Annotated in this window: 13 protein-coding genes; 7 read left to right on the forward strand and 6 right to left on the reverse strand. The window is 65.7% G+C overall.

All coding sequences use genetic code 11. The annotated features are described in order from the left end of the window. Positions 1-133 precede the first annotated feature (133 nt). Positions 134-571: a rhodanese-like domain-containing protein gene (locus tag ACZY08_RS22975; protein ID WP_463747220.1), complete on the reverse strand. Its 438-nt coding sequence runs from the start codon at positions 569-571 to the stop codon at positions 134-136. A 105-nt stretch (positions 572-676) separates the two neighbouring features. On the opposite strand from ACZY08_RS22975, the gene ACZY08_RS22980 reads away from it, so the two are divergent. After that, a complete protein-coding gene (locus ACZY08_RS22980) occupies positions 677-1,390 on the forward strand; it encodes a DUF1326 domain-containing protein (RefSeq protein ID WP_463747219.1) in 714 nt (237 codons plus the stop codon). A gap of 64 nt (positions 1,391-1,454) precedes the next feature. Here ACZY08_RS22980 and ACZY08_RS22985 read toward each other — a convergent pair whose 3' ends face one another. Then, a complete protein-coding gene (locus ACZY08_RS22985) occupies positions 1,455-2,273 on the reverse strand; it encodes a mycofactocin-coupled SDR family oxidoreductase (protein WP_463747218.1) in 819 nt (272 codons plus the stop codon). Between the two features lie 312 nt (positions 2,274-2,585). Between ACZY08_RS22985 and ACZY08_RS22990 the strand changes: the two genes are divergently transcribed. From ACZY08_RS22990 to ACZY08_RS23005, 4 genes are all read left to right on the forward strand, one after another. Then, a complete protein-coding gene (locus tag ACZY08_RS22990) occupies positions 2,586-2,819 on the forward strand; it encodes a hypothetical protein (protein ID WP_463747217.1) in 234 nt (77 codons plus the stop codon). 113 nt (positions 2,820-2,932) lie between these two features. Beyond that, positions 2,933-4,147: an acetyl-CoA acetyltransferase gene (locus ACZY08_RS22995; protein WP_463747216.1), complete on the forward strand. Its 1,215-nt coding sequence runs from the start codon at positions 2,933-2,935 to the stop codon at positions 4,145-4,147. Next, positions 4,144-5,595 (forward strand): carotenoid oxygenase family protein, encoded by a 1,452-nt coding sequence (locus ACZY08_RS23000; RefSeq protein WP_463747215.1) that lies wholly within the window; start codon positions 4,144-4,146, stop codon positions 5,593-5,595. The genes ACZY08_RS22995 and ACZY08_RS23000 overlap by 4 nt, the downstream gene beginning before the upstream one ends. 40 nt (positions 5,596-5,635) lie before the next feature. Further along, positions 5,636-6,505 carry a winged helix-turn-helix transcriptional regulator gene (locus tag ACZY08_RS23005; RefSeq protein WP_463747245.1) on the forward strand — a complete coding sequence of 290 codons (870 nt, stop codon included), beginning with the start codon at positions 5,636-5,638 and terminating at the stop codon, positions 6,503-6,505. Here ACZY08_RS23005 and ACZY08_RS23010 read toward each other — a convergent pair. Then, positions 6,471-7,640 carry a Cmx/CmrA family chloramphenicol efflux MFS transporter gene (locus ACZY08_RS23010; protein ID WP_463747214.1) on the reverse strand — a complete coding sequence of 390 codons (1,170 nt, stop codon included), beginning with the start codon at positions 7,638-7,640 and terminating at the stop codon, positions 6,471-6,473. The two genes, ACZY08_RS23005 and ACZY08_RS23010, sit on opposite strands and share 35 nt — an antisense overlap. Positions 7,641-8,178: 538 nt before the next feature. On the opposite strand from ACZY08_RS23010, the gene ACZY08_RS23015 reads away from it, so the two are divergent. Beyond that, entirely contained in the window at positions 8,179-8,628 is a 450-nt protein-coding gene (locus ACZY08_RS23015) for an Hsp20/alpha crystallin family protein (protein WP_463747213.1), read from the forward strand. On the opposite strand, the gene ACZY08_RS23020 is transcribed toward ACZY08_RS23015, so the two are convergent. Both ACZY08_RS23020 and ACZY08_RS23025 read right to left on the reverse strand, forming a co-directional pair. After that, positions 8,625-9,230: a GNAT family N-acetyltransferase gene (locus ACZY08_RS23020; RefSeq protein ID WP_463747212.1), complete on the reverse strand. Its 606-nt coding sequence runs from the start codon at positions 9,228-9,230 to the stop codon at positions 8,625-8,627. The genes ACZY08_RS23015 and ACZY08_RS23020 overlap by 4 nt on opposite strands. A gap of 30 nt (positions 9,231-9,260) precedes the next feature. Continuing rightward, on the reverse strand, positions 9,261-9,698 hold the full coding sequence (locus ACZY08_RS23025; protein ID WP_463747211.1) for a hypothetical protein: 438 nt from the start codon (positions 9,696-9,698) through the stop codon (positions 9,261-9,263). Between the two features lie 19 nt (positions 9,699-9,717). Between ACZY08_RS23025 and ACZY08_RS23030 the strand changes: the two genes are divergently transcribed. Then, positions 9,718-10,170: a cupin domain-containing protein gene (locus ACZY08_RS23030; RefSeq protein WP_463747210.1), complete on the forward strand. Its 453-nt coding sequence runs from the start codon at positions 9,718-9,720 to the stop codon at positions 10,168-10,170. On the opposite strand, the gene ACZY08_RS23035 is transcribed toward ACZY08_RS23030, so the two are convergent. Next, the gene (locus ACZY08_RS23035) at positions 10,145-10,918 is read right to left on the reverse strand and encodes a VOC family protein (RefSeq protein WP_463747209.1); all 774 of its coding nucleotides are present in this window, start codon (positions 10,916-10,918) and stop codon (positions 10,145-10,147) included. The two genes, ACZY08_RS23030 and ACZY08_RS23035, sit on opposite strands and share 26 nt — an antisense overlap. Positions 10,919-10,926: the final 8 nt, after the last annotated feature.

Raw genomic sequence — 10,926 nt, forward strand, 5'->3', positions numbered from 1 at the left:
ACAGGCCTAAACCACAACACAAGAGTGTCAAGGATCAACCGACACAGATCCATCAAGCATCAGCCGAAGCCCGACAGGGGCACTCACGTTTTTGCAGGCCAAGAACCATTTCCGGGCGACCGCCAAACCAAGCTCAGTTTCCGACCAGTGGCCGACCGCTGGCCTGCCAGGCCTTCATCCCGCCCTTGAGTTCGACCACATCGGTGTAGCCCAGCGATTTCAACGCTTCGGCGGCCGTCGCGCTCATGGGGCCGGTTCGGCAGTAGATCGCAATCGGGGCACCGCGATCGGTGGGCAACCGATCCGCCTGTTCGGCCATCCGGCCGAACGGAATCGACAGGTCCGTACCGGAGATATCGCCTTCGAACGGTACGTGGACGTTGATCGTCATCCGGTCGGATTCCCCTATGGCAGAAGCGAATTCATCAGGATCGACCAGTCTATGGGGCACAACGCTCGCCACTGAGGCTCCAGCGGAGGCGGCCGGTGGCGCCTCGGCGGGTGAGCCACACGATGCCAGCGACACCGAGGCAACGACCGCCAGAGCACCGATGCACGTCCTTGTGAACATGCCCAGATGATACCCCTAGGGGGTACTTGCGCTCCAGTCTTCGGCGGTGCTACGTTCGCGGTGTCAGATACCCCTAGGGGGTATTAAACGGAAGGAGCGGAATCGATGACCACTTCGTCGACCCAGGTCGATTGGCATTTGCGCGGAGAATGGTTCGACGTGTGCAGCTGCAAGTTGCCTTGCCCATGCAGCTTCGCCCAGGAGCCCACGCACGGCGATTGCCTGTTCACCTTGGTGTGGCACGTCCGCGAAGGGCATTACGGTGACACCGATTTGGCGGGTCTCAGCGTGATCGCGCTCGGCGAGTTCGCCGGCAACATGTGGATCGGCGATCCGAACGCGACGATGAAGTTGATGTTCTACATCGACGAGAAGGGCGACGCCGCCCAGCGTGACGCGCTCGAGCGGATCTTCACCGGCACGGAGGGCGGTTGGCCGGCCGAGTTCGGCAGCCTGATCGAGGAGCTGCGCGGCATCGAATACGCCCCGATCAGTTTCGAGGCCGCCGACGACCTTGCTTACTGGCGCGCCGAGATTCCCGGCAAGGTCGATCTGTTGGTGGAGGCTCTCACCGGCCCGACGGCCGACCCGAACCGACGGGTGACCACGACCAATGCGCCGGGTGCCGAGGTCGGCCCGGGCCAGGTCGCAACCTGGGGCGTGGTCAAGCAAGACCACGCCGTGGGCTTCGAGTGGTCGCACGAGCACACCGGCGCCTCGAGCAAGCACTTCCCGTTCGACTGGCGTCCCGGATCTGAAGACGTGGACGCGGGTGAGGCCAACGCGGAAGCACAGGCCTCCTGCAGCTGCGGCTGCTGAGACTGGCATTGACGCCGGCGGGGCTCCGCAGCCCCGCCGGCGTCAGATCACCGCGTACCGCGCGCTAGTTCAATCCGTTCGACAGAATCATCGACTCGCCGGTCTGCAGCCGCCCTCGATCCGACACCAGGTACAGCACGGCATCGGCGACATCCTGCGGCTCCAGCAGGCCCGGCCGGGGCCGCCCCTGGCCAAACACTTCTTCGACGTCTTCGAGGCCCGGGTTCTCCAGGTCGGGCCGAATCATCTTGTAGGTCGCCAGGTTGTGGATCATCGGCGTGTTCACCCCGGACGGCAGCACGGCGTTGACCGTGATGCCGTATTCGGCGACCTCGAATGCCACCGATTTCACCAGCGCCACCACTCCGGCCTTCGCCGCGGCATAGTGCCCCGAGTTGGTGGCTCCGCTATTCGCCACGATCGACGACGTCGCGACGATCCGCCCGGCCCGGCGCTCGATCAGATGTGGCAGCACCGCGCGGAAGGTGTTGAACACCCCGGTGAGGTTGATGTCGATCATGGTCTGCCACCGCTGCTGCGACATGGTCGCGATCGGCCCACTACTGGCGATCCCGGCATTGGCCAGCACCACGTCGATACCGCCGAACCGAGAGACCGCGGCGTCCACGACCGATTGCATTGCCGCCAGGTCTCGGACATCGGCTGTCACCGCCAGGCAGCGCCGGCCGAGCGCGGACACCTCCTCGACTGTCCGTTCCAGGTCGGCCTGAGTCGGCAGCGGATAGTCGACAGATTCGACCTGTGCGGCGACGTCGCAGACCACGATGTCAGCGCCTTCACGCGCCAGAGTGAGGGCATGCGCGCGCCCCTGCCCGCGCGCTCCCCCGGTCACCAGAGCCGTCTTGCCGTCCAGCGCTCCCACGAATACCCCTCCTGTAGTTCGGCCTACAGATGGAGACCACGAGCGCCGGCAAAACTCGTCGCCTTCCCCGCTCACACCACCGGACTCACGTGTCACACCCGTCGGCTGGCAACACCCCGAGAAGCCATTCGCGAGCCTTATTTGATCTGGCAAATGAATTCAATGGCCTGACCGGGAAGAGCTGCCTGAGAGCAAATCCGCTGCACCACGCGGTGCCAGGCAGTTTTCAGGAATATCGTGAGATGCACTAATGTTATCTACAGACGGGGGTCTTGGGCTCACACACAGCTAACAACTCCGGAGGCGAGAAAGATGCGTTCGAAACTGATCAAAGCCGCTGCAGTCGGGCTGGGCACGTTGGCCGTGCCGGTCGGCGTGGCAGTCGCGGGTGCGGCCCCGGCATCGGCCGGTCCCGAGATCTGCGCGAGCGGACCGTACGGCTACGTACAGGCTTGCGTCGAAGGACCCGGCTGGGGCCGTTGGAACGGGTGGGACAACGGTTGGCATGGTCGCGGCCACGGCCACGGCCACGGTCACGACGACTGATTCGGCTTTAACCACGGGTAACGCCGTGGCGGGAATCCATCATGGATTTCTGCCACGGCGTTATTTGTTTCGACGTCTCGAGTCACTCTCTTAGTTGTAGTAGCGTCACCGCCATGGAGGACGTGTGGATTCTCGGCGGCTACCAGAGCGATTTCGCCCGCCATCTGACCCGTGAGCAGGTCGACTTCGCCGGGCTCACCCGCGAGGTCGTCGACCACACCCTGAACAGCGCCAGGATCGATGCGACCGGCATCGGCGTCGTGCACGTCGCAAACGCCTTCGGCGACCTGTTCGCCGGCCAGGCCCACCTCGGCGCCATGCCGGCCACCGTGCATCCCGACTTGTGGGAAACCCCGGCATCACGGCACGAGGCGGCGTGCGCGTCGGGCAGCGTTGCGACGCTCGCCGCAATCGCCGACCTGCGCTCCGGTGCCTACGACAGCGCCTTGGTCATCGGGGTGGAATTGGAGAAGACGGTGCCCGGCGATACCGCCGCCGCGCACCTGGGCGCCGCGGCCTGGACCGGTCACGAAGCCGACGATGCCCGGTTCGTGTGGCCATCTATGTTCTCCGACGTGGCCGACGCGTACGACCGGCGCTACGGACTGGACGCCGAGCACCTGCGCGCCATCGCGGCGCTGAACTTCCGCAATGCCAAGACCAATCCCAATGCCCAGACCCGCGACTGGATGGTGCCCGACCCGATCGGAGGCGACGACGTCACCAATCCGGTGGTGGAGGGGCGACTGCGCCGGTTCGACTGCAGCCAGATGACCGACGGCGGTGCCGGCCTGGTTCTCGTCAGCGACACGTATCTGCGCACTCACCCACACGCCCGGCCGATCGCCCGTATCGACGGCTGGGGCCACCGCACGGTCGGTCTGGGGCTGCGCCAAAAACTTGACCGCAGTGCGAAAGATCCGTACCTGCTGCCGCACGTGCGCAACGCTGTGCTGGACGCTTTCGGCCGGGCCGGCGTGACGCTCGACGATCTCGACGGGTTCGAGGTCCACGACTGCTTCACCCCCAGCGAGTACCTGGCCATCGATCACATCGGCCTCACCGGGCCCGGCGAGTCCTGGAAGGCCATCGAGAACGGCGAGATCGAGATCGGCGGGCGGCTTCCGATCAATCCCAGCGGCGGACTGATCGGCGGCGGTCACCCCGTCGGCGCGTCGGGGGTACGGATGCTGCTCGACGCCGCCAAGCAGGTCAGCGCCACTGCGGGGCCATACCAGGTCGACGGTGCAAAGACCTTCGGCACCTTGAACTTCGGCGGCAGCACCGCCACCACCGTCAGCTTCGTCGTGGGAGGAGCCCAGCAATGAACACCGAGGTTGTGGCCAAGTACCTGTCCACCCTGCCCGAGGACGACGACCATCCCTACCGCACCGGGGCGTGGCGTCCGCAGACCACCGAATGGGATTCCGACGATCTGCAGGTCATCGACGGCGAGATCCCAACCGACCTCGACGGTATCTACCTGCGCAACACCGAGAACCCACTGCATCCGGCGTTGCAGACCTACCACCCGTTCGACGGTGACGGAATGCTGCACATCGTCGGCTTCCGCGACGGAAAAGCGTTCTACCGCAACAGGTTCATCCGCACCGACGGCCTCCTGGCCGAAATCGAGGCCGGTGGACCGCTGTGGCCGGGTATCGCCGAACCGATCGAACTGGCCAAACGCGACTACGGCTGGGGCGCGCGGACTCTGATGAAGGACGCCTCCAGCACAGACGTGACCGTGCACCGCGGCGTCGCACTCACCAGCTTCTACCAGTGCGGCGACCTGTACCGCATCGACCCGTACACCGGCGATGCCCTGGGCAAGGAGGACTGGGGCGGAGCGCTTCCCGCCGAATGGGGTGTCTCGGCGCATCCCAAGGCCGACGACGCCACCGGTGAACTGCTGTTCTTCAATTACGGCAAGCAGACGCCGTACATGCACTACGGGGTGGTGGACGCCGACAACCGGCTGGTCCACTACGTCGATGTGGAACTGCCGGGGCCCCGGATGCCGCACGACATGGCATTCACCGAAAACTATGTGATACTCAACGACTTTCCGTTGTTCTGGGATGCGAAATTCCTCAAGAGCAACGTGCATCTGCCCAAGCTGCACCGCGACCTTCCCTCCCGATTCGCGGTGCTCCCCCGGCGCGGCGCGGCCGGCGACGTCAAGTGGTTCGAAGCCGACACCACCTACGTCCTGCACTTCACCAACGCCTACGAAGACGGCGACGAGATCGTGCTCGACGGGTTCTTCCAGGGGAACGCGACACCGGCCCTGGCACTCGACAAGATGCAGACCCGGCTGCACCGCTGGCGGTTCAACCTGGTCACCGGAGCGACCCGCGAAGAGCAATTGTCCGACAGCATCACCGAATTCGGCATGATCAACCCCGGTCACGCCGGGCGCAACTACCGCTACGCCTATGCCGCCACCGGGAAGCCGGGCTGGTTCCTGTTCGACGGATTGGTCCGCCACGACCTGCACACCGGATCCGAACAACGCTATGCCTTCGAGGACGGCGTGTACGGCAGCGAGACCGCGATGGCGCCGAGGGTCGGCAGCCTGAGCGAGGATGACGGCTATCTGGTCACCATCACCACCGACATGAATGACGACGCCTCCTACTGCCTGGTATTCGACGCGGCCCGCGTTTCCGACGGACCGGTGTGCAAACTTGCTCTGCCGGAACGGGTTTCCAGCGGAACCCACTCCACTTGGGCGCCCGGTGACGAGCTTCGCCGATGGCTGGTGCGTGACTGACACGGAGACGCCGACCGGCGGGACCAACGCTGTCGGGCAGATGTTGGCTCTGGTCGGAGATGAATGGACGCTGCTGGTGATGCAGCAGGCCCTGCTGGGCGCCACCCGTTACGGAGAGTTCCGGACCCGGCTGCCGATCTCCAACTCGGTGCTGACCCGCCGTCTCGGCTCTCTGACCGAAGACAGGTTGCTGCAACGCCATCGCTATCAGGAGCGGCCTCCGCGTGACGAATACCTGATCACGGAGCGAGGCTGGACGTTGTGGCCGGTGCTGGTGTCCATCTGGGAGTGGGAACGGCACTGGGTGACCGAGCACCGCGAGCCACTGCCGGCCATGCGACACGTGCCCTGCGGTGCCGACTTCACCCCGATACTGACGTGTGGGAGCTGCAGTGCCCCAACCCCTTCCGGCGAATTGACGGCCACGTGGGGGCCGAGCGGAGGCTGGCCGCGGTCCCTTCCCGTGGTGGCGACGCGGCGCCGCTCCGAGGACGATCGGCGCGATTCCCCGTCGGGCCTGTTCCCCCAGACCATGAGCGTGCTCGGGAACCGCTGGGCATTTGCGATCCTGGTCGCCGCCTTTACGGGAACCAGCAGGTTCTCCGAGTTTCAACGGGCGTTGGTCGCTCCGCCCGCATCACTGGCCGACCGCTTACAGACGTTCCGGGGCAACGGGATTCTCACCACCACCGACGAGGACCCGCAGTACCGGCTGACCCCGAAGGGCGCCGCATTCCTTCCTGTGCTCGTCACGGCGCTGGCCTGGGCGCAACGGTCGTTCCCGGCACCCGAAGGCCCGGCCGTGATCCTCACCCATAGCGGCTGCGGCCACACGTTTTCCCCGGTGCTGACGTGCGATCAGTGCGATGATCGGCTCACCGGAGCGTCGGTGTCCGCCGTCGAATTGTGATGGCCAGCGCCACCATCAGGGCGATACCGGTGAGCGCAACAGCGACCCACACCGGCCCGAGGTTTCCCGCTGGGCCTGCGAGCGAGGCAGCAGCCAGTGCCGGGCCGCAGGTGGCTCCGACATTCAGCGCCGCCGTCGCGTACGAGCCGCCCATTGTCGGAGCCCCGGATGTCTCGTAGAGGACGCGCGCAATGAAGGTGCTGCCCACGGCGAAAGCCGCGATTCCCTGGACGAAGACCAGAACCAGCAGCGTCACCGGATGAGCGGCCCAGGCCGCCAACGCAATCCAACCGAGCAGCAACAGCGGGCCCCCAGCCCAGATCACCAAGCGTGGATGACGGTCGGACAACCGGCCCGCCACGGTGACACCGATGAAAGACCCGAATCCGAAGAGCACCAACACCACGGGCAACCACAGCGGACGGAGACCGGCGGTGTCGGTCACGATGGGCGCCAAGAATGTGAACGCGGCGAACGTGCCGGCATTGACGAGGGCCGCGAGAAGCATCGCCAATCCCACCGCAGGCGATTTGAGTTGGGCGAGCTCATCACGCAGTGGCGTTCCATCGGCGGGGACCGAATTGCCTTCAGCCCGAGCGGGAATCCCCTTCAGAATGCCGAGCGCGGCGGGCAAGCACAACAAGGAAATCGCCCAGAACGCGGATCGCCACCCCAACAGCGCACCGAGCATCGCGCCTCCCGGCACGCCCGCGATGGTGGCCATCGTCGTCCCGCCGAGCAGGACCGACAACGCGCGTCCCTTCCGGTCGGCCGCTACCAGCGTGGCGGCCGTGCTGAGCGCCACCGCCAAGAATCCGGCGTTGGCCAGGGCGGCGATCACGCGGGTGCCGAGGAGGACCGGGAAGTTCGGTGTCAGCGCGCCGACAACATGGCAGAGCGCAAACACGACCACACATCCGAGCAGGCTGGTCCGGGCCGGCCACCGACGCGCGAGCGCGGCCATGACCGGGGCGCCGATGACCATTCCGATGGCAAATGCGGAGGTCAGTAGGCCGGCAGCGCCGACCGTGACGCCGAGACCGGCGGCGATATCCGGAACAAGCCCGGCGAGCATGAATTCCGAAGTGCCCATGGCGAAAACCGCCAGGGCCAGAAGATAGAGAGCAAAAGGCATCGAGAACTCCGGGGCAAGAGAATGAACAGGAGACGTCTCGTCACCACGGCCAGCACCCGATCGGTGCGGAAAACTGAAGAGTCAGTGATTCAGGGGGCTGACGGCGTGACCGAAAGCCCCCATCTTGTGTGCTTCCGGGCTCGACATCCCGCCACCCTACTAAACACCCGGCGCAGGAACGCAACCGATTTCGTCCGCACCTGGGCCGGCCGACCTCCGACGAGACGGTTGCTGTTGGTTGCGCCGGGCCTCCCCAGGTCGGTGAGGCAGACGCTGGGACCGTCGTCCTGTTGGCCCTCCCCAACACGCGGCCGCATCCCGGTCGAGCCCACGCCGACGCCATCACGATTTCGCCCCAGCCCCCACCGCACGGGAACCTTCACACCCCGGCAAACGTCTCTGACATGCAGGAACCATCGGAAAATCGCACTGAAAATTTCTGGCACTCTCCGGTGTCGAGTGCTAATATCGGCGGTGCACAGTGATTGGCTGTCCGCCAGGGTGGCGGGCTCTGAGATCGCACGGGAGGTGAATTACTGTGCTTCGTTTTGATCCGTTCAGCGACCTTGATGTGTTGACCAGAAGTTTGCTGTCAAATGATTCAGGGTCAACACGTACGCCCCGGTTCATGCCGATGGACCTCTGCAAGATTGGCGACCACTACGTCCTGACCGCCGACCTTCCCGGTGTCGATCCGGGCTCGGTCGACGTGAACGTCGACAACGGCACACTCACCGTCTCGGCACATCGAACCGCCCGCTCGGAAGAATCTGCGCAGTGGCTCACCAATGAGCGGTTCTTCGGTAACTTCCGACGCCAGTTGTCGCTCGGCGACGGGATCGATACGTCGGCGATCTCCGCCACGTACGAGAACGGTGTCCTCACCGTCACCATCCCGATGGCCGAACGTGCCAGGCCCCGCAAGATCGAAGTGGCCCACGGCGCCGACCGCAAGTCGATCGAGACCACCACTGTCGATGCGGACTAGTTGATCCCGCCGCGGCGGTCCAGCCTGAACTTCAGGTTGGACCGCACCGCGGGCCATTCGATGTCCAGGATCGAGTACACGACGGTGTCACGGCGGGAGCCGTCGGACAGCAGCTGGTGGCTGCGCAGCACTCCGTCCAGCTTGGCGCCGAGCCGCTCGATGGCCGCACGGCTGGCGAAGTTGAAGAAGTGTGTGCGGAATTCCACTGCCACACAGTTCAACTCATCGAAGGCATGGCCGAGCATCAACAGCTTGGTCTCGGCGTTGATGCCGGTACGCCGCGCTGCGGCGGTGTACCAGGTGTGCCCGATCTCCAGCCGGCGGTTCGGGCCGTCGACATGCAAATAGCTCGACGATCCCACCAGGCTGCCGTCGAGATCGCGCACCACGAAGGTCACGCCGTGATCGGCCGCGCGCAGTTCGAAAATGCGCTGCACCCACTCGGCGGCACCGCCCGGCCGCGGCGTCATCGTGTACCAGAGGGAGCCCAACTCTCCGTCCGCGGCCACCGCGTCGATCTCGGGGATGTGCTCGGCCGTCAACGGTTCCAGCGTCACCCAACGCTGCCCAGCCAACTCCACGGGCGTCACGAATTCGCTCATCGCTTCACCTCTTGCTCTTCGCGCAAGCGCTCATCGGGACCCAAACGTCGACAGGAAGGACCACACCGAACACAACCCGGCCAGCACCGCCATGGCGCCGCCCACATACATCCCGTAACCCGCGTCCACGGGTCCTTTGACATTGAGCGTGTAGTACCACACCGTCAACGCCACGAGGGCCAGCGAAATCAGCAGGCCCACAGCCGAAGCCCACCGCTGCGACAGCCCGCGCCCTGCCATCGCACCGGCCACGATCAATCCGGCGCCCAGCAGGACGATCAGCTGCCCGGCGCCGAAACCACGCGGCAGCACGATGCTTCCCACGGCCCCGCCGATCGCATTGGCCCGGCCGCCCCCCTCGGCGCTGGTGGTCAGCCACGGCAGCCAGGCGACCACCACCAGGACTGCAGCGCACAGGGCTATCAACCACCCCGAGGCCACGCGCCACCCTGGACGCAGACTAACCATGACGACGAGACTATCGGTTGTGACCGAACTTCCCGACTGGGCCAGACGGCTCGACCTCACCCCGCATCCCGAGGGCGTGTGGTACAGAGAAACGTGGCGCAGCGACCTGACAGTGAGCCAGTCTTCGCTGCCGCCGGGCTACTCCGGACCGCGCAGCGCAGGCACGGCGATCCTGTTCCTGCTGATGCCCGGCCAACAGTCGGCCTGGCACACCGTCCGCAGTGCCGAACTGTGGTTCCACCATCGGGGTAGCCCGCTGGTCCTGGAGATCGGGGCGGACCGGAACACGGCGGACACGCAGCTGCTGGGCCCGGACATCGAAGCCGGGCAGCACCCGCAACTGCTGGTGCCGCCCGGCCATTGGCAGCGCGCCAAGCCGCGCGACGACGAACCCACCCTGGTCAGTTGTGTGGTGGTGCCCGGCTTCGATTTCGCCGACTTCGCGCTCAGCCCTGCAGCGACGTCAGATTGAACCCGGCACCGGTCGGATCCGTCACCGCGGCCAACCGGCCGTAGGGCGTGTCCTCGGCCGGCCGCACCACCGAACCGCCGTTGGCCACGATCACCTCGATCGTCTTGTCCACATCCTCGGCACCGAAGAACGTGGTCCATGCTCCTGGCGCACCCTCGGGGATGAAGGCCGAACCGTCCATCACACCGACCAGCGCCTCCCCGTCGAAACTCGCCGTGCTGTAACGGAACTCATCGGTATCCGACACGACCTCGGTGCTCCAGCCGAACACCTTGCGGTAGAAGTCCAACGCCCCGGCGTAGTCGCGCGTGGTCAGCTGGTGGTACGCCGGTGCGCCGGCCTCATTGAACAACGCGAAGCCCTCATGTCCGGCAGGCTGCCAGATGCCATAGAAGTCGCCGGCCGGATCGGTCATCATCGCCATCCGCCCCTTCGCCGGGATATCCATCACCCCACCGCAATTACCGCCACCGGCAGCCGTGGCCGCCGCCACCGTGGCTTCGGCGTCCGCGGTGTGCAGATAGGTGGTCCAGGCGTCGGGGGCGTTCCACTGCGGGTCGTTGCGCATCAGCCCCGCCACCACATTGCCGTCGACGGCTGCGGTTACGTAGCCGCCGTACTCGGGGCCGCCGGTTTCGAATGTCCAGCCGAATACCGCGCCGTAAAACTGCTGGGCACGCTCCGGGTCGGAGGTGGTCAGGTCGATCCAATTGGGAGCGCCCAGCGGCAAGCTCTGACGGGTAACCACGATATGTC

The organism is Mycobacterium sp. IDUB_9 (assembly GCF_055419505.1).